This window comes from Pedobacter suwonensis, from assembly GCF_007833675.1.
In the GTDB taxonomy this organism is placed as follows: domain Bacteria; phylum Bacteroidota; class Bacteroidia; order Sphingobacteriales; family Sphingobacteriaceae; genus Pedobacter; species Pedobacter suwonensis.
Genome location: NZ_CP031708.1, coordinates 4,788,065 through 4,814,339 on the forward strand (window position 1 = coordinate 4,788,065; position 26,275 = coordinate 4,814,339).

Sequence of the window (26,275 nt, forward strand, 5' to 3'; positions counted from 1 at the left end):
TTTAGTTTAGCATCAATTTTTCAGCACTAGATATCAGAAATAAACATGGAATTAACGACTCAACAGCGCAATGAAAGCCTTTCGGCAGCTACGCATACCTTACTTTTCGACAATGACTATCTGCACATTAAAAATGCAATTGAACAACTCCATTTGCTGTTTGCCGGCGTAACCGGAGTTAAGGCAGGCAACATTACAGATCAGGATATAAAATTAGCCTTTGGCACTGCTGTTTCAACCATTAAAGCTGCGCATTGCCTTAAAGAATTAGAACGTACCCTTAAATTTATCAGGGGCATTCATCAGGCAGTTAATCATTTATTAAATACAATGCCCGGGCAAACTATAAATATATTGTATGCCGGTTGCGGCCCTTATGCCACGTTGCTTACACCTTTAACCTCAAAATTTACCTCGGCGCAGATCAACTTCATTTTACTGGACATCAATACAGATTCGTTGGATGCTGCAAAAGTGCTTTACGAGCAATTAGGCCTGTCTGATTACGTAATCGACTATGTTTGCGCTGATGCAACTATTTACACATTTCCTGATGCCATCCGTATTGATATGGTGATTTCTGAAACCATGTTAAATGCGTTGCGTAAGGAGCCACAACTGGCCATTATGAACAATTTAATACCACAAATGCGTCCAGAGGCTATATTTATTCCGGAAAAGATTTCTATTGAGGCCGTATTAACGCGGTGGGAAGAAGAATATCGCTATTTTACAATCCCTGATTATCAACCTAAAAGGATAAAAGCAGGATTGGTATATCTTGCCAGCCGTCAATTTAAGCTTCCGCAGCCTATTATTATACATATACCTGCTTCTGAAACCCATAACCGGCTTGAGTTATTTACGGAAATAACCGTATTTGGCGAAGAAATGCTAACTACCTACAATTGTAGCTTAACCATGCCATTGGCTGTATGTAAGTTAGAAAACCAACATGAGGGTAAAGCCGTGAAATTTGAATACATCATGTCTGATCATCCTGGCTTTACCTATACCATTTAAAGATTGAAATACCGGCAGATATACTTTCTGCCGGCGCTTTTAAAATTAAACTTGCTAAGAATAGGGTTCATTACGATCATTTTACGATGATGGATTTGTGTCCTCCGATGCCGCTCCCGAGTTTTGATACGATGATGTATCGTTTGCAGGAGGCGTGTTTGTTGGCTGCGGTATGGGATTAGTTACCGCCGGATTTACCTGTGAAATCGAAGGAGCAGCCTGCTGTTGTCCTGGCAAAATACCTGGTGATGGATTATTTGCTGCAGCAGAATCAATTGAGGGAGCATTTTCCTGGGTTTTTAAAACCAAATAGGCAGCGCTGCTTATGCCGGTAAGCCATAAAAGTGTCTGGCTAAGTTCAGGTAAGGCACATCCTGTTTTAATGCTGTATACTTTATTGAGAAAAATAATAACAGCAATGCAAGTCCATACAACTTTTTGAAAACGATGTACGCTGATGCCATTATCATCAGAAAGAATATCTACAAAAAAGCCTTCAGAAGGGCTGTTCTGATGGCGAAAACGGCCATCTTGTATTTCCCGTTTATCAATTATGGAGCCACCTGCAGTTACAGCGGCGCTTATTCCCATTAACACCAACGCGGTTTCATTTAATCCTGTGTCGTTACAGTTGGCCATACAAAGTTGCAAATAAATATAACTGCAGGAGATCACCACTGTCCAAACCCCTAATTGAACACGAGACAGGCTAAAGGGATTGTTACTTTTAAACATCAGCAGCCGTTTCTGCTGTTTTATTTTCGCGGCATTGGCATTAAACGCATCCGGATCATTTACATCATCACGAAGCATGTTGGTGAACATGGCCAAAGCAAAAAATGCGGTGATAATCCCAATGATGATAACCAGTGCCAATGTTTTATGAAGATCATAAGTTTGTGCGTTTCCTTTGCATCCTGTTGCAATCCCTGTAACAACTAATGCTAACATCATTATTAAACTGCTCTTTTTCATAATGGATGAGTTATGGTAATGATGGATTAAATGGCGTTAAACGACTGAACCAGGAGTTCTGAAACTGCGCCTGGGAAGGGTTTTGTTTAATAATGTTTAAATATCGCTGTTTCCGAAGCGCAATAACCTGGTTATACAGCGCTTCCAGCGGCATACCGTTGGCAGCCGCAATGGTTTGTGGCCCAACTATGCCATCTACTACAAGTTTGCCAGGTGTAATATTATTTACGGCCTGCTGCAAAAAACGGGAAGCGATACCAGTACCCATATTTACAGCCGTATCAAAGAGCTGGTTGGCTAGCTGTTGGCTGTTTAAGTTGTCCAGACTGATCACATCCCAGAAATTCTGTTTGTAAAATGATTGCACTTCGGCCTGTACTGCACTATCGGCAGCAAGTGTGGCATTTATGTTTTTAGGATGTGTTGAAACAGCCTGGTCTACCGCGGGCCAACCACCCCAGTTAGGCCAGAAATTTCTTGCGATACCGGCGTAGGTTTCACCACCGCTGTCATTTGGGTTATTGGCATAACCGCCTTCGTTACCCATTGTAATTTTAAATGCAGAATTGAAAATTGCCATATGTAGATATAATTAGTTTTTAACTTCACTATCTATATGTCAATGCATTCATGTATAACCCACTGCTGACCGTGGTTAAATTGAGATTGATGAGAGCATTAACGGCCTGTTTTTAAACTGCTACATGGTATTATCATATTGTTTATAAACAGGTTAACTCAAATATAGCTTTTTCCTTTTTATTAATCAGCAAACTGAAGTATAAAATTATCTGAAAGTTTAATCAAAAATTTTTACAGCTGATAAAGTTTTACAACAGGTGATTATGACCTACATCCATTTCTTCTGAGCAGTAAAATCTGCGGGCTGATAGTTGATATATTGTACAAAGCGCGGCTTTGATGAGGTGTTGGGACTGCTGCCATGCGGTAAAGCCTGATGCCAGATGATAAAATCTCCCGCCTGGGCAGCAATAGGTAAACTGCCCAGCATGTGCAAGTTCTCTGTTCGGGGATTTGTACCATTAGGAAGGGAATGAAGCCATGCTGAAATGCGGTTATGGAATCCTGGAACCAACGTAAAGGCTCCCTGATTTGGCGCCGTATCGGCAAGGTAGAGTAAGCCTTGCAGATTAAATGGAATAGGCAGCTCAAGGCTGCAATCCCAATGCAGGTCAGGCCCCGGAAATTTCCATGTTTCCGTTTCAGGGGGATTAAAACCAACGCGGTCAGTAGTTACCCAAACATCGCTACGTTGCCATAGTTGTTCATAAGCCATCCTGATACGCGCTGTTTGCCTATTTTTCTGTAATAATGGGTGTTGAAAGAGTTGTACCATAATACCCTGCCTCGAATTATGATCGCCATACCAGGTGTTAATATCATCGAGTTTGATGTTCAAAAAATCACATATTACATCAACGGTGGCTTGGCAATCTTCCTTCGGAACAGCATTTTTAAGAATCAGATAGCCGTTTTCTTCCCAAAATGCCAGCTCCTCAGCAGTTAGAACTGAAAGTATGGGTTTACCCATATCTGGCATTTCATCAAATATGCTATTAAATTTATCAACCTGTTCGCCTGTAGGCATACCAGCGATATTCACAATCCAGTGTTCAAACTCTTCAAATGCAGGGGCGTACAGGAAAACATATTGGAGTGTTTGTTCAAGGCCAAGCCCTAGTACGCTTAGCAGGGTTTTATCCAGCTGCCATTCGTTTTTCCACTGTTCTTCATCAAACTCGCCCGATCTTCTGAGCATGATCTTTTTCCAAAACCGTTTTAGATGCATCAGGCCCAAAGCGCTGGTTTCTGTTGATGGTGGTAAAATAAAATCTGATGTCATTTTTATTTTTCTTCAGTATGGTTGATGTACATATTTTGTTTACAGGTCCAGCTGATCATTTGTGGAAAGGACAGGTTGTTTTCGTGTCCTGAAGGATAAGTCATCCCATTCCATTGTAACAATGGCACACCGAAAAAATTGCCTTTCTTAAAGTTATCCACAAGATTCTGGCCCCCACCTTTATATCCTTTATCGTGGAAGATGATAAGGGGATCGATATCCAGGTGTATACATGCCGCGTACGACCAGGCAATAGCCATCATTTCACCACCATTGTTGAGGTCATTATTCGGCAGCGAATCGCTCATCTCCATGCGTATTTCAGCTGGCATACAGGCCAGATGCCCCGCTTCGTGTAAAATATCGCCCGGATACAATAGTTTTTCGGTATCTATAATCAATGTACCGTCTCTTAGTTTAAGCCCCGGTAAGAACGTTTCATCAGTGATGGGTTCTAATTGGTATTGTAGCCCGATTTCAGAAATAAAACTGAGCATTTTGGCTGTTAACAAATTGTTTTGCAGGTCCTTTTCCATTTGATCTGCAAGATCATCTGCCTCGGACGTGTTTGCAAGTCTCAGGCTTTTAATTACTTGTTTGGCAGTTTCCGGATCTTTTTTCAGAAACACTGTTTTTTTTATACCGGAGGTAATCCGTTTGGTAAGCCAGTCATTTACTACACAGTCAATAACCAGGTGTATCCGGTCTGTACTGCCATGATTTGCTACATGGTGTTTTTGATTTGCGTTAATGTACCAGCAGTCGCCTTCATTCATCACAATACGCTCTTCATCCACATAAAATTCAACTTGCGGGTTAGTGAATATAGGGACATGCAAACGTGCTTCTCCATGCTCGAAAGACAATTCAAGGTCGCGGTGCGGCTTAATAACCGACCCTCTGCGGAGATTTAATAAGCGAACGGAAAGTTTTTCGCAATCCAGTGCTGTTAAAAAACGGGCAGTTTCCGGCAGTTTATTTAACAGTGCGGTATCTTCAAAATTTTTGAGGCTAAAAAGATCGGCAAAGGCATTGTCAGCATTTCCTCCTGGCGTACGTAAAGGCAAAACATGCCAGTTCCCTGTGTAATCGGCGGTATTGTAGTGGGGCATCCATTTATTGCCATTTAAGAGGTCATTCAATTCTTTTTGCAGCGAATGGATGTTAATGTTGAGGTTTAATTTAGAGTAGCAGATCATGATTGTTTGTAAATTATAAAATTATTTAATACCAATATATCAATTGAGCCAGATAAAAAAAGCGATAAAGCTTCTGCCGGTGTTTCCACTACAGGCATCCCTTTACGATTGAGTGAGGTGTTTAATAAAACACCAATTCCCGTTTCTGCCTCAAAATCGCCGATAAGCTGATAAAACTCAGGATTAAAAGCACTGCTTACCGTTTGTACCCGGCAGGTGCCGTCTTGATGAACAATCCCACCCAGCTGATCTTTCCATTCTGCTTTTATTTCGTCAATTAATATCATGTAAGGGCTTTCCCACCCATGAACAAAGTATTTCTGTGCATCATCAATCCTAACCGATGGAGCAAAGGGCCTGAAATCTTCCCTGAACTTGATATTGTTGTTAATATGGTTTTTGATATCCTTGATACGAGGATCGGCCAGTATACTCCTGTGGCCTAATGCCCTTGGCCCGAATTCGGCGCCGCCCTGAAACCAGCCCACCACTTTACCACGGGCAAGTTCGGCTGCCGTAAGCGCTACAAAATCTGGCGTTTGTTTGATGGAAAATTCAGCATTGTTGGTAATGCCGGCATTCAATATGGCTTGTCTGATATCATCATCGGAGTATTGACGTCCGAAAAAAATATGGTCGGGAACGCTTCTTTTTGGCTGGCCCAGGATCTTGTGCCAGCCGTAATAGGCACAGCCAATAGCCAGTCCGTTATCGCCTGCTGCAGGTTGGGTATAAAGATTCTTTACAATGCCCGAACGGCGTAACTTATAATTCGCCACAGCATTTAAAGCTACACCACCGGCATAAGCAAAATTAGCGTGCGGTTGCAGTTTAGACCGTTCCTGGAATAGGTAAATGATGGCCTTTTCGGTTTCATCCTGTACCCAGCGTGCCATGTCTGCATAATGGTTAAAATCATTTTTAAAAGCGTCATATCCGGATGAAGGTTTGGTAAAATGCCGGTCAACATTTTCGTAAAGCACTTCGATCATACCATTATCCAATTTAAATAGTGGTGGTTTGCCGTTTAGCGTGCCATAGGGTGCCAGACCCATTAGTTTTCCCACGTCATTCAGATTGCCAAAGCAGTATTGGCTTGCTGCATGATAAAGGCCGCCTATGGAATGATAGTTGGTTGGCAATTTTAGGGAAGAGGTTTGCTGAAATAACTTAACCTCAGAAAAATCTTTGAATAAAGGCGTTAAGTTTGTGCCATCGAAAAAGTAAAAACTGTCTTTCTCACAATACATACCGTTGCTAAATGGATAGGTGGGTACTGTTGTTTCTTCTAAGTCTAGGCAATGACTATAAGGGCTGCCAGCGCCGTCAACAACCATTACGTTGCATGATGTAAACGAAGACATCCCTACAGCACTCCAGGCGTGGGCCAGGTGATGGGACAAGGTAATTACGGGTGTCTGAATATCCTTTTCAAAGTACCTTTGCCCGGCATATTGGTTTGGCAGAATATGGTTTTCGAAATTTGAAGCTTGTACAATTAATGTTAAATCATTGGCGCTAATCCCCGCAAAATCTAGGCAGTATTTGACCGTATCAAAATCATTACCTCCATCATGTTTGATCCTGCTGAGCCTTTCCTTTTCAATGGCAACCAATATTTTGCCGTTTTTCAGTAAAACTGTTGACCCATCATGTGATAGGCCTGTTCCTAGAATATAGGTGTCCATTAGCGCTATAGATATGTATTTGGTAGAAATTTCACTATAAACATATAAAGAATTTTGAAATGATCTAAAACCTAAAACCATTTGTCTGTTAAAATAGATAAGTGATTAATAATATTTGTTGACTTTTGTCAAATTATTTTATTTGATACCATGTGTAATATGAAAATTAATTAATAGATTTACACTAATCTAACCTGATATATCTTAATGAGCTCTCAAATTATAAACGCGGATATAAAAAATACTTGTATTTTAAATAGTACATATCTGCATGTCCATGATTTACTTACCGATAGTGAAGTTAACAAGATACATGCTCTTTTCAGATCCGGTACATTTGACGATGGCAGGTTGACGGCACACAGCGCCGCAAAAGCTGTAAAAAGCAATCTGCAGCTTAATCATCAAACTCAGGAGCATACTGCTATCCAGCAAATCATTTTAGCCGCACTTAACCGGAATCCCGTATTCCGAAACGCTGTGTTACCTCAAAGCGTCCATCCCTTTATCATTAGCAATTATAAGCCTGGTATGCATTATGGCTGGCATGTAGATAGTCCGGTTATGGGGAATATGATCCGTACAGATGTGGCCCTAACCATTTTTCTGAATGATCCGGAAGCTTATGATGGGGGAGAGCTGGAACTTCAGACTGCGAACGGAAATGTTTTGTATAAGCTCAATAAGGGTGATGCCATCTTTTATCCCTGTACTCAGGTTCACCGGGTAAGAGAAGTTACCCGTGGCGAGCGGAACGTTGCGGTTAGCTGGATACAATCACTGGTTAAAGAAACCGCACACCGGAAAATGTTATTTGAAATTTTCCAGATTACTGAAAATCTCCGTAACAAAGCGGTGAGCGAGGAAGAATATCTTTTATTGCAGCAACACTATAGTAACCTGTTGAGGATGTGGGCAAACTAATTAAAATGAATGGAAACTAAAAAATTAACGGTAGGCGTTTTGCTTTCTAACTCAAGTATACTGCCCATGGCTAAGCACTTTAGCGCAGGGCTGAAAAATGGATTAAAGGCGTTAAGCCAGGAGGTTGAACTGGAGATTGTGCCTGAATTTATCGGGCAGGGATCAAGAGAACTGGCTGAGAATGCGATTACCAAACTGGTTGGTTTTGACGGTGCAGATGTGATTACTGGTATCGTTTCCAACAAAGTAGGAGTCGATCTTTCAGAGAAGATCGCAAATGTTAAGCGGCCCTTCATCATCAATAATATAGGCGAGCACTTGCCCGATCCTGAAAAGTTTAACGATTATATGTTTCTTAATTCTATCCATACCTGGCAGCAATTGTGGTCAGTAGGTCAGTGGGGGGTGAAGAATTTCGGCAAAAAAGGAATGTATGTTTCAGGTTTGTACGACTGTGGTTATTCATTTCAGAGCATGTTAAGTGCCGGCATGGAATCGGCATCAAGTGGTGTATCCATGCCATTTGCCATTGCACCTACGCCAAACCCTAAAGAAGCAGGCGATATTGCTGCTGTTTTTGAGCATATACATAAATATAAACCTGATTTTATTCTGGCAACATTTTGTGGAAAAGAGGCCGAAATGTTCCTGAAACAATATGTAGAGCAGGGTTTGCATAAAACCACTCCACTGCTTGGTTTGCCTTTTTTGCTTGAGCCATTTAATGCTAATGAGCCTGTTGAAGTTTATACTACACTTTCATTAAACAGGGCGCTAAAACAAGAGCAGCTTGATGAGGTAAGTAAGGTGATGGCAAACCCCTTTACACAGTTCGGTTTTGAAACTGGTTTGCTCATTGCGCAGGCTGTTAAAGGCCGGGGCGGAAAATCATTACAAAAAGCCATTGCTGAAGCGGCAATTGAAACGGAACGGGGCAGGGTTGAAGTTGAGCCCCGCTCAAATGCGGTACAAAGCAGGGTTTATTTAGTTAAAAATACTTTTAATGGTGTTACCGGCGAAATATCGCGACAGCTGGTGGCTGAATTGGAAACGATTGATACGGAACACGCAGATGTGCTGCGGGTAAATAAACAGTCGGCAGCGTGCTGGATGAACCCTTATCTTGGTATCTGATATGAAAATAACGGTTGTTTGCAATTCAGATTCGCTGGCATTTCCTGCCATTCAGGCATTGTATACACAAGGGCTTTTGGCTGCTGTGGCTATTCTTGAGCGGAATAAAAAGGTATTACTCGAGCCTTTACTGGCTATTGGAATAGGCAATGAAAATGTGCTGCAATTAAATAAAGCAACATGGCAAAATCAGCTACAGCGGGGGCTGGCAACTACAGGTACCGACGCCGTTTGGGTATTTGGCTTTCCCTGGCTAATACCTGATGATTTGTTGCAGGCCGTACCCCGTGGTTTTATCAACTTTCACTTTGGTGAACTGCCAAAATACCGGGGTGCCGACCCAATATTCTGGCAACTTAAAAACAATGAAGATGTTGCGACGCTAACCATACATCAAATAACGGCGGATGTCGATGCAGGTCCTGTGTTGTACACAAAGCAACTGCCCATTATAAAAGGTGAAAATTATGGGCTGCTTTGCCAGCGCTTGGGCTTTGTGGCTACTGAAGCAATCCCCCAGTTGCTAAATGAAACCGGTATACCATCTGCTTTGAACCGAAGTATTGCTGTTGCATCATTGTTTGATCAGAAACCCGGCAATAACGATTTGGTTATCAACTGGAAGCTACAGTCTGCGGATGCGATAGAATGTCTGGTTAATGCTGCTAACCCTAAGTATGACGGTGCAACGGCTTGCATTAAAAATACCGAATTACGTATACTGGAAGTTTCACCGGCTGAAATCCAATTGAAGGAGGAGTTTAAACCCGAGCCTGGTACAATCGTTTACGCCGATGCCCTTTATGGATTGATTGTAGCATGCATAGAAAATCGTTTTTTAAAGATCAATACTGTACATATGCGTGAAGGCTACTTCTCCGGATCTAAGCTTTTTCACATGGGCATACAATCAGGAGAAAAATTTATAAACCTAAATTAAAACACAATGGAAGGAACACTAGCTGAAGTCCGGATTTTTGCCGGTAACTTTTCGCCCAGAACCTGGGCTTTTTGTCAGGGACAACTGTTAAGTTTAAGCGCCAACCAGGCATTATTCGCCTTGTTAGGTACAACATACGGTGGTGATGGACGGACAACATTCGGATTACCTGATCTTCGTAGCAAAACCGTGATCGGTGCGGGTACCGGCGTTGGTTTGTCGGCTTACACACTGGGGCAGAAGGTAGGAATAGAAAAGGTAACGCTTACAGTAAGCCAGATACCGGCCCACACGCATCAAGCCGTAGTAACCCCGACCTCAGGTCATCCAGCTGCGACATTTTTTGCCAGTCCGGATATTGGGACTCAAGTGAATGGTTCAGGTGCATTCGTTAGTGAGGATGGCTCCGGTCAGGTTGCCTGTTATAGTAACGATGGCAGCGCGCTGACACCTTTAAGTCCGAAATCTGTTGAGGTAACCAATTTGAATATACCTGCTCCAACGGTAAGCCTGCTCAATGTGGGAGGTAGCAATTCCCATAATAATATTATGCCGAGTATCGCATTAAATTATATTATTTGTTTACAAGGCATTTTCCCCTCAAGAAATTAATTATAAACCTTTAAGAAAAAAATTATGGAAGGAACACTTGGCGAAATCCGTGCTTTTGCAGGTAATTTTGCACCCCGCACTTGGATGTTTTGTACAGGACAATCACTATCTATTTCAATGTATACCGCGCTTTATGCGATACTTGGCACCAATTATGGCGGTGATGGGGTTAATACCTTTAGTTTGCCAAATATCGCCAGTCGTATTGTGGTAGGAGCAGGCCAGGGGCCAGGTCTTAGCTATTATAGCTTGGGAGAGGTAACCGGAGAAGAGCAGCATACGCTCATTCAAACTGAAATGCCTACGCACACGCATTTAACTACGCAAACAAATACCACAACTGCAGCGGCCATTGATATTTCATTAAATGGTGTTGATGTAGATGGTGCTTTAACAACCCCTCAAGGTAACTACCTGGCGCAGGAATCAACCGGAAATGATAGTATTTATGCCAATCCAGATAATTCACCAAATCTGGTGAGTCTCAATGGCCAGGCCGTACAGCTTGGTAATCTGGCACCACCTAGACCTGTTGTAACCATAGGCGTAACGGGCGGAAGTATGCCACATACTAATATTCAGCCGGTACTTGGCGTAAACTATGTTATTTGTGTGGAGGGTTTATTCCCATCTAGAGATTAATAATTGATTAATTCATACTAAATTTTATCAAAAATGGAAGGAACTATAGGCGAAATAAGAATGTTTGCCGGGAATTTTGCACCGTATGAATGGGCCTTTTGTGCCGGGCAGACATTTGCTATACAAGCATATACTGCACTTTATGCAGTAATTGGAACATACTATGGCGGTGATGGAAGAACCACATTTAAGCTGCCAGACTTGCAGGGACGTACTATTGTAGGTGCAGGGCAGGGAGCAGGGCTTTCACTTTATAATATTGGCACTAGTATAGGAGTTGAGGGTGTTCCAATTGACACTACTCAGATTCCAATGCATACACATGCGGTAAATTATGCTCAAACCGGTTCCGCCAGCGTAGCAATTAAGGCATCTGCAGATCAAAGCGGAGAACCAAACCCTTCTGGCAATCTTTTGGGTGCGCCAGCGGCGGTTTCAGAGATTTTATATAGCACTCCGATTCCTCCAAAACAACCTGTGGCTATGGGGCAGGGTACGCTCAAGGTAAATAGTGTAAGCGGGCCTCAGTTAACGGGTCTTACTGTTCAATCCACCGGGGGCTCAGGTCCCACTTTGGTACATGAGAACAGGCAGCCGGGATTGGCACTTAATTATGTGATTTGCATTAACGGAATATTCCCGGCGAGAAATTAAAAATCAAAGCACAGTATATTATTTTATGGGTATAACCGGTGTTCTTCAATCCCGGTTATACTCTTTTACTTATCGCAAGATACCGTATTGAAGATTTACAAAAAGTTGTTATATGAGGAAATTTTACACTTTAAAAAAGATATATCGTTTTTTATTAATCATCCCGCTGCTTTTGATGGGCTTATCGCAGGTAAGGGCTTCTTTATCTAAGGGTGATCTTGCGGTTATCGGTATGAACGGTGATGTGGATGTGTCATCTACTGTACGTAGTTTTGCTGTAGTTGCTTTAAATACAATTGCTGCTAACGAGACGATCTATATTACGGATAGGGGATGGATTAATGGCTCTCCAGGGAATTTTACCGCTAATACGACCTTGGATGGAACGATCCGATGGACAACATCTTCTACCATAACAGCGGGTACAGTAATCATATTTAAACTGAATATGGCTTCTTCCGTAAATAAAACGGTATCTGCAACAAAGGGAGATGGTATAGCAATTCCGGGTGCGGATGTATCGATCCTTTCAGGTTGGACCAATTCTGTAGTTACATCACTACCTTGGAACAACGCCAGTGGCGATCAATTGTTGATTTATCAGGGAACGGACAGTAACCCATCTTTCATTTTTGCTTTTAATAACGTTAGAGCTTCAGGAACAAATAACAGTTCCGGTGGCTGGTTTGTTAATCCGAGCAGTGTTACAGGCAGTCCAAATACGGCAACAAGCAGTATTCTCTACAGCGAGTTGCCTTCGGAGCTTGCAAGCACTGATTATGCTATCGGTTTTTTGACAAATAGTTCCAGTGATCCACGTTATCCAAATATGAGCTACGTACCAGGTTTATCAAGTGGAACAAAGGCCACTTGGTTAGCGGATATTACTAATACAGGTAAATGGACAAGCAATCCAGCGGGTACCCCTTTTAACTTTGGGCTTGGCTTCGGCAGTAATAGTTTAACACAATTTACTATAACGAGTGGAGTGCAGGCACCTACGGTAACCAGTGTCTCTGTTCCGCCTAACAACACCTATAAAATCGGAGAAACACTGTCCTTTACCGTAAATTTTTCGGGCAATGTTACAGTAACTGGCACTCCACAATTGGAACTTACTCTGGGTTCGGCCAGTAAACTGGCCAATTATATAAGTGGTTCTGGTACCTCGGCATTGACATTTAGTTATACGGTTGCAAGTGGCGATCTGGATGCAGATGGCGTTGCCGTTGGCCCTTTGGGCTTAAACGGAGGTACAATTATGGATGGGTCAAATAATAATGCTACCCTAACGTTAAACAATGTCGCCTCAACAGCCAATGTACTTGTAGATGGAGTTGCACCTACAGTAGTGATCAGCAGTACGGCTGGTGCATCGGGTGGCTCGACAGGCACTTCACCAATTCCTTTCACCGTTACCTTTTCAGAATCGATAACGGGTTTTATAGCGGGAGATTTAACTGTAGGGAATGCTACGATCAGTGGATTTTCGGGAAGTGGAACCACCTATACTTTTAACGCAACGCCAACAGCAAACGGCGCTGTTACGATCAATGTGTCAGCTAACGTGGCTCAGGATGCTGCGGGCAATGGCAATACAGCCGCCAGTCAGTTTTCTATTACATATACACAGGCCGTAACCGCCGCTCCGGTAGTGGTTAGTCCTGCCAATGGTAGCTTAGTGAGTACCACCACTCCAGGATATTCAGGGACCGCAACAGCAGGTGCAACCATCACGGTTTACGTAGATGGAACATCTTCAGGCACTACAACAGCAACTGGTGGAAACTGGTCACTTACGCAGCCTACGGCATTGGCACAAGGTTCCCATACGGTTTATGCAACTGCACAGCTGGTAACGCGGTAAGTGCAAACAGCAATACCAATACTTTCACAGTTGATAATGTGGCACCTACAGTGGTGATCAGCAGTACGGCTGGTGCATCAGGCGGCTCAACCAGCACTTCACCAATTCCATTCACCATTACCTTCTCAGAATCCGTAACGGGCTTTGTAGCTGGCGATTTAAGTGTAGGCAATGCCACGATCAGTGGATTTTCGGGAAGTGGAACCACTTATACTTTCAACGCAACGCCAACTGCAAGTGGCGCTGTTACGATCAATATTGCAGCTAACGTGGCACAGGATGCAGCAGGTAATGGTAATACAGCCTCTGCAACTTATACACTTACAGCACTGCCTTCGAATGTTGTTCCTGTCCTTACTACAACCGGCGGTTCAACAGCATTTTCTGGTTCGGCAGTTGCCATAGATGCCGGGCTAACGGTTACAGATGCTGATAATACAACGCTTACCAGTGCCACTGTAACCATTACCGGGAATTTCCAAACCGGGCAGGATGTTTTAGCTTTTAGTAATATCAGCACTACTCTTTACGGTAATATTATTGGCAGTTTTGACAGCAACAACGGCACCTTAACCTTAAGCTCCAGTGGGGCTACCGCAACGGTTGCGCAATGGCAGTCAGCTTTAAGGGCAATTACTTACGCCAATTCCGCATCTACGCCAAATACAGCAACCCGAACGATAAGTTTTAGGGTAAACGATGGTATCTCAAATAGCAATACGGCGACCAAAAATGTAACAGTTAGCAATCAGCCCGCCTTAACATCGTCTGTTATCTCTCAAACTAATGTGGCTTGTAATGGTGGTTCTAATGGATCAGCTACTATTTCCGTTTCGGGAGGTACTCCAGGCTATACTTATTCTTGGTCACCTTCCGGAGGTACGGCTGCTACGGCAACGGGATTGTCTGCCGGAACTTATATCTGTACCATCACGGATGCTAATGGTTTAACAAAAACTCAAAATGTTACCATTACCCAGCCAACAGCCATTACGGCAACTACATCAAAGACCAACGTAGCCTGCAACGGCGCAAGCAATGGTTCTGCTTCGGTAACAGCTTCCGGAGGCGCAGGTGGATATACTTATTCATGGGCTCCTTCAGGAGGAACGGCCGCTACGGCAACGGGATTATCTGTTGGAACTTATACCTGTACCATTACTGATGCCAACAACTGCCAAATCATCAAAACCTTTACCATTACCCAGCCAACGGCCATTACGGCAACCACTTCGCAGACCAACTTGGCCTGCAATGGCGCAAGCAATGGTTCGGCTTCGGTAACTGCTGCCGGAGGTGCGGGCGGATATACTTATTCGTGGTCACCTTCAGGGGGAACGGCTGCTACGGCAACGGGATTGTCTGCCGGAACTTATACCTGTACCATCACTGATGCCAACAATTGCCAGATCATTAAAACCTTTACCATTACCCAGCCAACAGCCATTACGGCCACCACATCAAAGACCAACGTGGCCTGCAACGGCGCAAGCAATGGTTCTGCTTCGGTAACAGCTTCCGGAGGCGCAGGTGGATATACTTATTCATGGGCTCCTTCAGGAGGAACGGCCGCTACGGCAACGGGATTATCTGTTGGAACTTATACCTGTACCATTACTGATGCCAACAACTGCCAAATCATCAAAACCTTTACCATTACCCAGCCAACGGCCATTACGGCAACCACTTCGCAGACCAACTTGGCCTGCAATGGCGCAAGCAATGGTTCGGCTTCGGTAACTGCTGCCGGAGGTGCGGGCGGATATACTTATTCGTGGTCACCTTCAGGGGGAACGGCTGCTACGGCAACGGGATTGTCTGCCGGAACTTATACCTGTACCATCACTGATGCCAACAATTGCCAGATCATTAAAACCTTTACCATTACCCAGCCAATGGCCATTACGGCCACCACTTCGCAGACCAACGTGGCCTGCAACGGCGCAAGCAATGGTTCGGCTTCGGTAATTGCTGCCGGAGGTGCGGGCGGATATACTTATTCATGGTCTCCTTCAGGGGGAACTTCTGCTACGGCAACGGGATTGTCTGCCGGAACTTATACCTGTACCATCACTGATGCCAACAATTGCCAGATCATCAAAACCTTTACCATTACCCAGCCAACAGCCATTACGGCCACCACATCAAAGACTAACGTGGCCTGCAACGGCGCAAGCAATGGTTCGGCCTCGGTAACAGCTTCCGGAGGTGCAGGTGGATATACTTATTCATGGTCACCTTCAGGGGGAACGGCTGCTACGGCAACTGGATTGTCTGCCGGAACTTATACCTGTACCATCACTGATGCCAACAATTGCCAGATCATCAAAACCTTTACCATTACCCAGCCAACTGCCATTACGGCCACCACATCAAAGACCAACGTGGCCTGCAACGGCGCAACCAATGGTTCGGCTTCGGTAACTGCTGCCGGAGGTGCGGGCGGATATACTTATTCGTGGTCACCTTCAGGGGGGACTTCTGCTACGGTAACGGGATTGTCTGCAGGAACTTATACCTGTACCATCACTGATGCCAACAATTGTCAGATCATCAAAACCTTTACCATTACCCAGCCAATGGCCATTACGGCCACCACTTCGCAGACCAACGTGGCCTGCAACGGCGCAAGCAATGGTTCGGCTTCGGTAATTGCTGCCGGAGGTGCGGGCGGATATACTTATTCATGGTCTCCTTCAGGGGGAACTTCTGCTACGGCAACGGGATTGTCTGCCGGAACTTATACCTGTACCATCACTGATGCCAACAATTGCCAGATCATCAAAACCTTTACCATTACCCAGCCAACAGCCATTACGGCCACCACATCAAAGACTAACGTGGCCTGCAACGGCGCAAGCAATGGTTCGGCCTCGGTAACAGCTTCCGGAGGTGCAGGTGGATATACTTATTCATGGTCACCTTCAGGGGGAACTTCTGCTACGGCAACGGGATTGTCTGCCGGAACTTATACCTGTACCATCACTGATGCCAACAACTGCCAGATCATCAAAACCTTTACCATTACCCAGCCAACGGCCATTACGGCCACCACTTCGCAGACCAACGTGGCCTGCAACGGCGCAAGCAATGGTTCTGCTTCGGTAACTGCTGCCGGAGGCGCAGGTGGATATACTTATTCGTGGTCTCCTTCAGGGGGAACTGCTGCTACGGCAACGGGATTGTCTGCAGGAACTTATACCTGTACCATCACTGATGCCAACAATTGTCAGATCATCAAAACCTTTACCATTACTCAGCCAACAGCCATTAGTTTCACAACAATAGTTTTGCCTGGCTATGATTATAATACGGGATATAGTCAAACTATAGTAACTTCTGGAGGAACGGGATCTAAAACGTATGCAGTTACAGCGGGCAGTTTGCCTTCTGGTTTTTCGCTATCAACAGCTGGACAGATAACAGGTACTTCAACTCAAATTTCTGACAGTAACTTTACGGTTACCGTGACTGATAATAATAACTGTACTGCCACATATAATTATGTGTTAAAATTAAATCAAATTCCAGTTGTAGTAACAGCAACTGCATCTCAAACAAAAGTATATGGGCAAAACGAGCCGACTTTAACTTATACTGTAACGCCAAGTTTATTATCAGGAGATAGTTTTACAGGGAATTTAACCCGGACTGCCGGAGAAGATGTAGGTACTTATACGATAAGTCAAGGCACACTTTCTGCAGGTTCTAAGTATTTAATAACTTTTGTTGGAGCTGACTTTACAATTACAGCCAAGCCAATAACTGTAACGGCTGCGGCGAAGAGCAAAACCTATGGTGATGCCGATCCTGCGCTGACTTATACCTTTGCTCCGGCACTGGTAACCGGTGACAGTTTCAGCGGAAGCTTAACCAGAACACCGGGCGAGAACGTAGGTACTTATGCGATCAACCAGGGTACACTTGCACTAAGCAGCAATTACAGCTTAACTTATGCTGGTGCTGATCTGACGATCGGTGCGAAAACCATTACGGTAACGGCTGCGGCGAAGAGCAAAACCTATGGTGATGCCGATCCTGCGCTGACCTATACCTTTGCCCCGGCACTGATAACCGGCGACAGTTTCAGCGGAAGCTTAACCAGAACACCAGGTGAGAACGTGGGTACTTATGCAATCAACCAGGGTACACTTGCACTAAGCAGCAATTACAGCTTAACTTACGTTGGTGCTGATCTGACGATCGGTGCGAAAACCATCACGGTAACGGCTGCAGCGAAAAGCAAAACCTACGGTGATGCCGATCCTGCGCTGACCTATACCTTTGCTCCGGCACTGGTAACCGGCGACAGTTTCAGCGGAAGCTTAACCAGAACACCGGGCGAGAACGTGGGTATTTATGCGATCAACCAGGGAACACTTTCTTTAAGTAGCAATTATAGCCTGACCTATGTTGGTGCTGATCTGACGATCGGAGCGAAAACCATCACGGTAACGGCTGCAGCAAAGGGCAAAACCTATGGTGATGCCGATCCTGCGCTGACCTATACCTTTGCTCCGGCACTGGTGACCGGCGACAGTTTCAGCGGAAGCCTGACCAGAACACCAGGCGAAAACGTGGGTACTTATGCAATCAACCAGGGTACACTTGCACTAAACAGCAATTACAGCTTGACCTACGTTGGTGCTGATCTGACGATCGGTGCGAAAACCATCACGGTAACGGCTGCAGCGAAGGGCAAAACCTATGGTGATGCCGATCCTGCATTGACCTATACCTTTGCTCCGGCACTGGTAACCGGCGACAGTTTCAGCGGAAGCCTGACCAGAACACCGGGCGAAAATGTGGGTACTTATGCGATCAACCAGGGTACACTTGCACTAAGCAGCAATTACAGCTTAACCTATGTTGGTGCTGATCTGACGATCGGTGCAAAAACCATTACGGTAACGGCTGCAGCGAAGAGCAAAACCTATGGTGATGCTGATCCTGCGCTGACCTATACCTTTGCTCCGGCATTGGTAACCGGCGACAGTTTCAGCGGAAGCTTAACCAGAACACCGGGCGAGAACGTGGGTACTTATGCAATCAACCAGGGTACACTTGCACTAAGCAGCAATTACAGCTTAACCTATGTTGGTGCTGATCTGACGATCGGAGCGAAAACCATTACGGTAACGGCTGCAGCGAAGAGCAAAACCTACGGTGATAGCGATCCTGCGCTGACCTATACCTTTGCTCCGGCACTGGTAACCGGTGATAGTTTCAGCGGAAGCTTAACCAGAACACCGGGCGAAAATGTGGGTACTTATGCAATCAACCAGGGTACACTTGCATTAAGCAGCAATTACAGCTTAACTTATGTTGGTGCTGATCTGACGATCGGAGCGAAAACCATTACGGTAACGGCTGCAGCGAAGAGCAAAACCTATGGTGATGCCGATCCTGCGCTGACTTATACCTTTGCTCCGGCGCTGGTAACCGGTGACAGTTTCAGCGGAAGCCTGACCAGAACACCAGGCGAGAACGTGGGTACTTATGCAATCAACCAGGGTACACTTGCACTAAGCAGCAATTACAGCTTAACTTACGTTGGTGCTGATCTGACGATCGGAGCGAAAACCATCACGGTAACGGCTGCAGCGAAGAGCAAAACCTACGGTGATGCCGATCCTGCGCTAACCTATACCTTTGCTCCGGCACTGGTAACTGGTGACAGTTTCAGCGGAAGCTTAACCAGAACACCAGGCGAGAACGTGGGTACTTATGCAATCAACCAGGGAACACTTTCTTTAAGCAGCAATTACAGTTTAACCTATGTTGGTGCTGATCTGACGATCGGTGCGAAAACCATTACGGTAACGGCTGCAGCGAAGAGCAAAACTTACGGTGATGCCGATCCTGCGCTGACCTATACCTTTGCTCCGGCACTGGTAACCGGTGATAGTTTCAGCGGAAGCCTGACCAGAACACCGGGCGAGAACGTAGGTACTTATGCGATCAACCGGGGTACACTTTCACTAAGCAGCAATTACAGCTTAACTTACGTTGGTGCTGATCTGACGATCGGAGCGAAAACCATTACGGTAACGGCTGCGGCGAAGAGCAAAACCTATGGTGATGCCGATCCTGCATTGACCTATACCTTTGCTCCGGCACTGGTAACCGGCGACAGTTTCAGCGGAAGTCTGACCAGAACACTGGGTGAAAACGTGGGTACTTATGCAATCAACCAGGGTACACTTGCACTAAGCAGCAATTATAGCTTAACCTATGTTGGTGCTGATCTGACGATCGGAGCGAAAACCATTACGGTAACGGCTGCAGCGAAGAGCAAAACCTATGGTGATGCCGATCCTGCGCTGACCTATACCTTTGCTCCGGCACTGGTAACCGGCGACAGTTTCAGCGGAAGCTTAACCAGAACACCAGGAGAGAACGTGGGTACTTATGCGATCAACCAGGGTACACTTGCACTAAGCAGCAATTACAGCTTAACCTACGTTGGTGCTGATCTAACGATCGGTGCGAAAACCATCACGGTAACGGCTGCAGCGAAGAGCAAAACCTATGGTGATGCCGATCCTGCGCTGACTTATACCTTTGCTCCGGCACTAGTTACCGGTGATAGTTTCAGCGGAAGCCTGACCAGAACACCAGGCGAGAACGTGGGTACTTATGCGATCAACCAGGGAACGTTAGTCTTAAATGGGAACTATGTTATCTCTTACGTAAGCAATAACCTGACGATCAGTAAATCAGTACTAACTGTTACGGCTAATAATGCGGTGATGTGTCAGTCTGACGGGTTCCCAACCTTTGGTGTAACTTATAGCGGCTTTAAAGCTGGCGATAATGAGAATTCGTTAAGTACAAAACCAACGGTAAGCACTACAGCAAATAGAAATGTAGCAGGAAGCTATGTACTTTCAGCATCTGGTGGTGTATCTAACAATTATAGTTTTGTGTACGTAAATGGTACATTAATAATTAATGCCATCCCATCGGTAAGTATAGTAAGCAGTAAAGGGACTGAAATCAGTAAAGGCGAAACATCGGTATTAACGGCCAGTGGAGGAACAGCTTATAGCTGGTCTGCAGCAAGCGGTATCGTTAGTGGGCAAAATACGGCTTCTCTAAACGTTCGTCCTTTGCAAACCACAACGTATACGGTTCGGGTTACCAATGCCAGTGGTTGTATCAGTTCAGCATCCATCACTATTAAGGTAAATGAAGATTATAAGTTGGTTGCAAATAATATCCTAACACCAAATGGTGACGGGATAAATGACACGTGGTTTGTACAGAATATCGATATGTATCCAAACAATGAAGTCCGTATTTTCGACCGAAATGGAAGGGAAATGTACAGCAAGAAATCTTATGATAATAGCTGGAATGGAACGATAGGAGGAAATGACCTTGCAGAGGGAACTTATTATTACATCATTACTTATGGCCCAAATAAATTGGTTCAAAAAGGATTTATCACGATTATCAGAAATCGCTAAGAAAATGAAAAGGATGAAAAAAACAATATTGATACTGGCTGCTCTTATTGGTATTTCGAAGGTAAATGCGCAGACTAATCCATTATTAAACCAGTATTTTAACAACACATATCTTGCTAACCCGGCGATGGCCGGATTAGCAGGAGGAGCAACCGCAGACCTTACTTTCCGTTCACAATGGAATAATATTCCCGGAGCCCCTATGGTACAAAACCTGAGCGCCACTTATGGATGGGAAAGAGTAGGGGTGGGACTAAACATGAATCTGGATAAAGCTGGCTTGCAAAGACAAACGAGGATTCTGGCAAGTTATGCCTATCATCTTCCGCTCAATGGATCTGCAAAATTACATTTTGGTTTATCCGCAGGCTTTATGAACCAGCGGGTTGATATGCAGGATTTGATCGGTAATCCAAATGATCCACAGGTTGGCACTTACAATACCGATCACAGAACCTACTTTGATGGAGATTTTGGGGTTGGGTTAACTTCACAGCGATTTAATGTAGATTTTGCGATGGTGAACCTTAAAAATTATTTCAATAGGGATAAGTTAAAACTAATCAATACACCAGCTGTATATGCTTCGGCAGGTTATAAAATTGATTTGGGAGAAAGCTTGCTTCAACCTAAGGTGGCTTACCGTTCCTTTACGGGCATTGATGATATCGTGGATATTGGCGCTCAACTCGGAGTTGCTAATCAACAGTTATTGTTTACAGCCATGTATCATACCAGTAAGGCCGCAAGTTTCGGTGTGGGCTTACATTACAAAAAAAAGTATATGATTAATACCGCATATACTACACAAACCGGTAATTTAAGTGGTTATACGGCAGGAAACTTTGAAATCAATCTGGGTATTAACTGGTAATGGATAATTTTCCAAACAAATAAGTATCCAAAGATTGAAATGGCCATAGCGATAGCTGTGGCCATTTTAATTTACTCATCTGGTCTTAATGTCGTACAAGGAAGCGGGCTGTTCCGACCGTAAAGATGGACGCTCTTTTCCGGAAAATTTTTATCACGGGATCGTTCTTACTTAAATTTCCTTCGCTGTGTTCCGGACTGCTACTATCTACCTCATGGTCATATTGCGTAAATTTCTTCGTTAAAAATCATTATACAGTAACAAACTCATGAGTTAAAAAACAAAAAGGACGTAACTATAGTTAATTTCGTATAAAGATTATTTTATGGAGGTTCGATTATTGTTGATCATTATTGACAATAATAATTAAATGATGTCATGTTCTTTTTGTTTTTCTGTCAAAACTTGTAAATTGCTTAAGTAAAACGATACATATTGTCAGTTTCTGATGGCTTGGAAATCCTTACAATAAACCGACAATGTGCTGCCTGCGGTTGGTTGTTTTTGGTAAATGTCACTCTAAAACCTTTAGAATACTTATTACGTAGATAGATATAAGAAAAATAAGATTTATCGGCATCATAATCTTACATTGAATTTTGGGTTTTTAGACACTTGCAAGCCTCTTTATCCACCCGTATGGCGCAATTGTTGATAAAATAAAGAAAACAGTACATTCTTTTTTATAAAGTTATTTTATAGTTTAGGGACGTAGCTGTTAAGAAAGGTATTATGGAAGCAAAATTTTCACCACAGGTTAAAGATGTAATCTCTTTTAGTAGGGAGGAAGCACTCCGTTTAGGACACGATTACATTGGAACCGAGCATTTATTATTAGGCCTCATACGCGAAGGCGATGGTATGGCTATCAAAATTTTACGATCGTTAGGAGTTGATACTGGTAAATTGCGCCGCTCAATTGAAGATGCTGTTCGCGGTACTTCGAGTGTGACAGTAAACCTGGGTAATATTCCATTAACTAAACAGGCAGAAAAAGTTCTAAAAATTACTTACTTAGAAGCTAAAATATTTAAAAGCGATTTAATTGGCACCGAACATTTGCTCTTATCGGTTTTGAGAGATGATGATAACATCGCCTCACAGATCCTATTGCAATACGGCATTACTTATGATGTTTTTAAACAGGAGGTAGAAGTGAATAAAAATGGTTTTAGAGATGATATCTCCAACAGTGCATCTACAGGAGGCGATGACGATTATCGCGAAGAGGAAAGCTTTAGCACACCTAAAAAAGTTTCGGATATAAAATCTAAGACCCCTGTTCTGGATAATTTCGGCCGCGATTTAACAAAGGCTGCAGAAGAAGGAAGATTAGATCCGATTGTAGGCCGTGAGAAAGAAATCGAACGCGTATCGCAGATTTTATCCCGCAGAAAAAAGAACAATCCGATTTTAATCGGAGAACCAGGAGTTGGTAAATCGGCAATTGCAGAAGGTCTCGCCTTACGCATTGTACAACGTAAAGTTTCACGTGTGCTTTTTGGCAAACGTGTAGTGACTTTGGATTTGGCATCGCTGGTTGCCGGTACAAAATATCGTGGACAGTTCGAAGAGCGTATGAAAGCCGTGATGAACGAGCTTGAAAAATCTACTGATGTAATTTTATTTATTGATGAGATCCATACCATTGTTGGCGCTGGTGGCGCATCTGGATCATTAGATGCATCCAATATGTTCAAACCTGCTTTGGCAAGGGGCGAAATTCAATGTATAGGTGCTACAACATTAGATGAATACCGTCAGTACATTGAGAAAGATGGTGCTTTAGACCGTCGTTTCCAAAAAGTGATGGTTGAACCTGCTACACCTGATGAAACTGTAGAGATTTTAACGCGTATTAAAGATAAATACGAAGAACACCATGGGGTTACCTATACAGAGGAAGCTATTTTGGCCTGTGTTACATTAACCTCGCGTTATATCTCTGATCGTTTCTTACCTGATAAAGCGATTGATGCCTTAGATGAAGCTGGTTCGCGTGTTCATTTAACCAATATCCATGTTCCGCAGAACATTATTGATATCGAAGCCAAAATTGAGGATATCAAATTGGAGAAAAACAAGGTGGTACGTAGCCAGAAGTATGAAGAAGCTGCAAAACTGCGCGATACAGAGAAAAATTTAATTGAAGAATTAGATAAAGCTAAAGCAGAGTGGGAAGCCGAAACCAAAACTAAACGTTACGAGGTATCAGAAGATAACGTAGCCGAGGTAGTTTCGATGATGACTGGTATTCCGGTACAACGTGTTGGACAAACAGACAGTGCAAAACTGTTGAACATGTACGATAAAGTGGCTGAGAAAATTATCGGTCAGAATGATGCGATCAAGAAATTGACTAAAGCCATCCAACGTACAAGAGCTGGGTTAAAAGATCCTAAAAAACCAATCGGTTCCTTTATTTTCCTGGGGCCAACTGGTGTAGGTAAAACGGAATTGGCAAAAGAATTGGCGCGTTTCATGTTCGATAGTGATGATTCTCTGATTCAAATCGACATGAGTGAGTACATGGAGAAATTTGCTGTTTCGCGTTTAGTAGGAGCGCCTCCGGGATACGTAGGTTATGAAGAGGGTGGCCAATTAACTGAAAAGGTTAGGAGAAAGCCTTATGCCGTAATTTTATTGGACGAGATTGAAAAAGCACACCCTGATGTATTTAATATCTTATTACAGGTTTTAGATGAAGGACAGTTAACAGATAGTTTAGGTCGTAAAGTTGATTTTAGAAATACCATCATCATCATGACCTCTAATATCGGTGCACGTCAACTTAAAGATTTCGGTCAAGGCGTTGGTTTCTCTACAACAGCAAAAACAAGCCAGGCCGATTCTCACAGTCGCGGTGTAATAGAAAGCGCATTGAAACGTGCCTTTGCGCCTGAGTTCTTAAACCGTGTTGATGATGTTGTGGTATTCAACAGCTTAGGTAAAGAAGAAATCTTTAAGATTATCGATATCGAATTAAAAGCCTTATTCGGTCGCGTTCATACACTTGGTTATGAGATTGTATTGACTGATAATGCCAAAGAATATATTGCAGATAAAGGTTTTGATAGTAATTTTGGTGCCCGTCCATTAAAACGAGCAATTCAGAAATATTTAGAAGATCCGATTGCTGAAGAGATTCTGAAAGGCGAATTGACCGAAGGTGATGTTTTAGAAATTGATTATGATAAAAAAACCGAACTCGTATCAATTAATCATAAAAAAGGCGAAAGCAAAAAAGAAGAACCAAAACAAGAAGAAGATTCTTCAAGTAAATAAAAAAAACTCCCGATGAAAGTCGGGAGTTTTTTTATTATATCTGCCTGGAATTAACTGATTGCAGGTAACGTTTAGCCAAAGGCAATTACATCAGTTTTTTCAATGCTTCATAATATCGATCATAATTTTCAGGAGCTGTATTTAAAAATAGAAAAGGTTCTATGAGTTCCAACTCCATCAGTAAAAATTCGCCATTTACGAAAGTACCGTCAACACGGGCATAAAGACAGTTTTTAGCAAACAAATCAACATATTGCTGTGCCATGGCAATCAGGTCATGATCGGGATTTTGCGGATGTACAGATCCACCATGTGCTGGCTGCACCCTGAAATCGCCCGGTTTAGCTTTTTTAATGAGCGAGTGGCTGTAAGTGCCATTGAAGAAAATGAACGACCATTCTCCGCTTTCCAAAATTTCCGGTAAAAATGGTTGAATAATAAAATCCTCTTCCTGCAGAAGATGGTTTAACTGATGATTCACTGCTTCAACATAATCTATTGTTACCTTGAAGGTATTTTTTGCACCACCGCTGATGCAGGGTTTCACAATTAATTTGTCCGTATTGAACTCGTCGAAGAAGTGTTTAAGCGATACGCGGTTTTGCTTATTGATGAAAATACTGGGTATAATTTTTAAGCCAGCGGCTTCGATCTCTTTCAGGTAGCGTTTATCCGAATTCCACCTCACCACATTTACTGGGTTAAGCAGTTTTACTTTTTTAGTTACTAAAAGATCCAGCCAGGTATAAAAATCTTCAATCAGGTCAAAATAATCCCATGGTGATTTTAAAATCGCCACCTGGTAATCCTCCCAGTTGATATGTGGATTATTCCAGATTACCAGATCAATGGTAAATCCTTTTTCTTTTAAAAAGTAGAGGAGTTTGTCGTCTTCACTTTCAACGGTGGTTGTATCATAGGCGCCTTTGTCCAGGTAGGTAATCAATGCAATCTTCATGGTTTAAAACTAAGTTTTATGTCAGTAGTTTACAAATCTGTATTTACAAAGAAGTTTTTCTATGATGAATTACAAACCCAAAGCTCAAAAATCTTTATTACAATCGGAACAAACACATTGAGATGGCCGTGATCATAAACCACGGCCCCGAGCGTTGGGGATTT

17 protein-coding genes are annotated in these 26,275 nt (G+C 43.4%); 11 read left to right on the top strand and 6 right to left on the bottom strand.

The genetic code is table 11. The features are described from left to right. Window positions 1–45 precede the first annotated feature (45 nt). Window positions 46–1,023 (top strand): methyltransferase domain-containing protein, encoded by a 978-nt coding sequence (locus DV942_RS19755; RefSeq protein ID WP_145860400.1) that lies wholly within the window; start codon window positions 46–48, stop codon window positions 1,021–1,023. Between the two features lie 81 nt (window positions 1,024–1,104). Here the strand turns inward: DV942_RS19755 and DV942_RS19760 are convergent, their stop codons facing one another. From DV942_RS19760 to DV942_RS19780, 5 genes are all read right to left on the bottom strand, one after another. Further along, entirely contained in the window at window positions 1,105–1,977 is an 873-nt protein-coding gene (locus tag DV942_RS19760; RefSeq protein ID WP_145860402.1) for a hypothetical protein, read from the bottom strand. 31 nt (window positions 1,978–2,008) lie between these two features. Beyond that, window positions 2,009–2,578, bottom strand: a complete 570-nt coding sequence (locus DV942_RS19765; protein ID WP_145860403.1) for a glycoside hydrolase family 108 protein — start codon at window positions 2,576–2,578, stop codon at window positions 2,009–2,011. A 270-nt stretch (window positions 2,579–2,848) separates the two neighbouring features. Further along, complete coding sequence (locus DV942_RS19770) at window positions 2,849–3,862, bottom strand: phytanoyl-CoA dioxygenase family protein (RefSeq protein ID WP_145860405.1); 1,014 nt, start codon at window positions 3,860–3,862, stop codon at window positions 2,849–2,851. Window positions 3,863–3,864: 2 nt separating this feature from the next. Then, window positions 3,865–5,061, bottom strand: a complete 1,197-nt coding sequence (locus DV942_RS19775; RefSeq protein WP_145860409.1) for an aspartyl/asparaginyl beta-hydroxylase domain-containing protein — start codon at window positions 5,059–5,061, stop codon at window positions 3,865–3,867. Next, window positions 5,058–6,749, bottom strand: a complete 1,692-nt coding sequence (locus tag DV942_RS19780; protein WP_186462362.1) for a carbamoyltransferase family protein — start codon at window positions 6,747–6,749, stop codon at window positions 5,058–5,060. The genes DV942_RS19775 and DV942_RS19780 overlap by 4 nt, the downstream gene beginning before the upstream one ends. A 207-nt stretch (window positions 6,750–6,956) precedes the next feature. Here DV942_RS19780 and DV942_RS19785 point away from each other — a divergent pair, with 207 nt between their 5' ends. The 10 genes from DV942_RS19785 (at window position 6,957) to DV942_RS19830 (ending at window position 25,153) form a co-directional block, all read left to right on the top strand. Further along, on the top strand, window positions 6,957–7,673 hold the full coding sequence (locus tag DV942_RS19785) for a Fe2+-dependent dioxygenase (RefSeq protein ID WP_145860413.1): 717 nt from the start codon (window positions 6,957–6,959) through the stop codon (window positions 7,671–7,673). A 9-nt stretch (window positions 7,674–7,682) separates the two neighbouring features. Then, window positions 7,683–8,807, top strand: a complete 1,125-nt coding sequence (locus DV942_RS19790) for an ABC transporter substrate-binding protein (protein WP_145860415.1) — start codon at window positions 7,683–7,685, stop codon at window positions 8,805–8,807. A 1-nt stretch (window position 8,808) separates the two neighbouring features. Next, window positions 8,809–9,747: a formyltransferase family protein gene (locus DV942_RS19795; RefSeq protein WP_145860417.1), complete on the top strand. Its 939-nt coding sequence runs from the start codon at window positions 8,809–8,811 to the stop codon at window positions 9,745–9,747. 6 nt (window positions 9,748–9,753) lie between these two features. Then, the gene (locus tag DV942_RS19800; protein WP_145860419.1) at window positions 9,754–10,359 is read left to right on the top strand and encodes a phage tail protein; all 606 of its coding nucleotides are present in this window, start codon (window positions 9,754–9,756) and stop codon (window positions 10,357–10,359) included. 24 nt (window positions 10,360–10,383) lie between these two features. Continuing rightward, window positions 10,384–11,001, top strand: a complete 618-nt coding sequence (locus DV942_RS19805; protein WP_145860421.1) for a phage tail protein — start codon at window positions 10,384–10,386, stop codon at window positions 10,999–11,001. 33 nt (window positions 11,002–11,034) lie between these two features. Continuing rightward, window positions 11,035–11,655 (top strand): phage tail protein, encoded by a 621-nt coding sequence (locus DV942_RS19810; protein ID WP_145860423.1) that lies wholly within the window; start codon window positions 11,035–11,037, stop codon window positions 11,653–11,655. Window positions 11,656–11,767: 112 nt separating this feature from the next. After that, entirely contained in the window at window positions 11,768–13,522 is a 1,755-nt protein-coding gene (locus tag DV942_RS19815; RefSeq protein WP_145860425.1) for an Ig-like domain-containing protein, read from the top strand. Between the two features lie 38 nt (window positions 13,523–13,560). Further along, entirely contained in the window at window positions 13,561–20,994 is a 7,434-nt protein-coding gene (locus tag DV942_RS19820) for an MBG domain-containing protein (RefSeq protein ID WP_145860427.1), read from the top strand. Between the two features lie 13 nt (window positions 20,995–21,007). Beyond that, complete coding sequence (locus tag DV942_RS19825; protein ID WP_090988298.1) at window positions 21,008–21,868, top strand: PorP/SprF family type IX secretion system membrane protein; 861 nt, start codon at window positions 21,008–21,010, stop codon at window positions 21,866–21,868. A gap of 732 nt (window positions 21,869–22,600) precedes the next feature. Next, complete coding sequence (locus DV942_RS19830) at window positions 22,601–25,153, top strand: ATP-dependent Clp protease ATP-binding subunit (protein ID WP_145860429.1); 2,553 nt, start codon at window positions 22,601–22,603, stop codon at window positions 25,151–25,153. Window positions 25,154–25,238: 85 nt separating this feature from the next. Here DV942_RS19830 and DV942_RS19835 read toward each other — a convergent pair whose 3' ends face one another. After that, window positions 25,239–26,111: an ATP-grasp domain-containing protein gene (locus tag DV942_RS19835; protein ID WP_145860431.1), complete on the bottom strand. Its 873-nt coding sequence runs from the start codon at window positions 26,109–26,111 to the stop codon at window positions 25,239–25,241. Between the last annotated feature and the right edge of the window lie 164 nt (window positions 26,112–26,275).

Coding starts and splice junctions, on each gene's coding strand:
- DV942_RS19815 (WP_145860425.1), top strand. CDS start 11,768: ATGAGGAAATTTTACACTTTAAAAAAGATATATCGTTTTTTATTAATC.
- DV942_RS19835 (WP_145860431.1), bottom strand. CDS start 26,111: ATGAAGATTGCATTGATTACCTACCTGGACAAAGGCGCCTATGATACA.
- DV942_RS19790 (WP_145860415.1), top strand. CDS start 7,683: ATGGAAACTAAAAAATTAACGGTAGGCGTTTTGCTTTCTAACTCAAGT.
- DV942_RS19775 (WP_145860409.1), bottom strand. CDS start 5,061: ATGATCTGCTACTCTAAATTAAACCTCAACATTAACATCCATTCGCTG.
- DV942_RS19755 (WP_145860400.1), top strand. CDS start 46: ATGGAATTAACGACTCAACAGCGCAATGAAAGCCTTTCGGCAGCTACG.
- DV942_RS19765 (WP_145860403.1), bottom strand. CDS start 2,578: ATGGCAATTTTCAATTCTGCATTTAAAATTACAATGGGTAACGAAGGC.
- DV942_RS19800 (WP_145860419.1), top strand. CDS start 9,754: ATGGAAGGAACACTAGCTGAAGTCCGGATTTTTGCCGGTAACTTTTCG.
- DV942_RS19780 (WP_186462362.1), bottom strand. CDS start 6,749: ATGGACACCTATATTCTAGGAACAGGCCTATCACATGATGGGTCAACA.
- DV942_RS19795 (WP_145860417.1), top strand. CDS start 8,809: ATGAAAATAACGGTTGTTTGCAATTCAGATTCGCTGGCATTTCCTGCC.
- DV942_RS19830 (WP_145860429.1), top strand. CDS start 22,601: ATGGAAGCAAAATTTTCACCACAGGTTAAAGATGTAATCTCTTTTAGT.
- DV942_RS19810 (WP_145860423.1), top strand. CDS start 11,035: ATGGAAGGAACTATAGGCGAAATAAGAATGTTTGCCGGGAATTTTGCA.
- DV942_RS19785 (WP_145860413.1), top strand. CDS start 6,957: ATGAGCTCTCAAATTATAAACGCGGATATAAAAAATACTTGTATTTTA.
- DV942_RS19770 (WP_145860405.1), bottom strand. CDS start 3,862: ATGACATCAGATTTTATTTTACCACCATCAACAGAAACCAGCGCTTTG.
- DV942_RS19825 (WP_090988298.1), top strand. CDS start 21,008: ATGAAAAAAACAATATTGATACTGGCTGCTCTTATTGGTATTTCGAAG.
- DV942_RS19805 (WP_145860421.1), top strand. CDS start 10,384: ATGGAAGGAACACTTGGCGAAATCCGTGCTTTTGCAGGTAATTTTGCA.
- DV942_RS19760 (WP_145860402.1), bottom strand. CDS start 1,977: ATGATGTTAGCATTAGTTGTTACAGGGATTGCAACAGGATGCAAAGGA.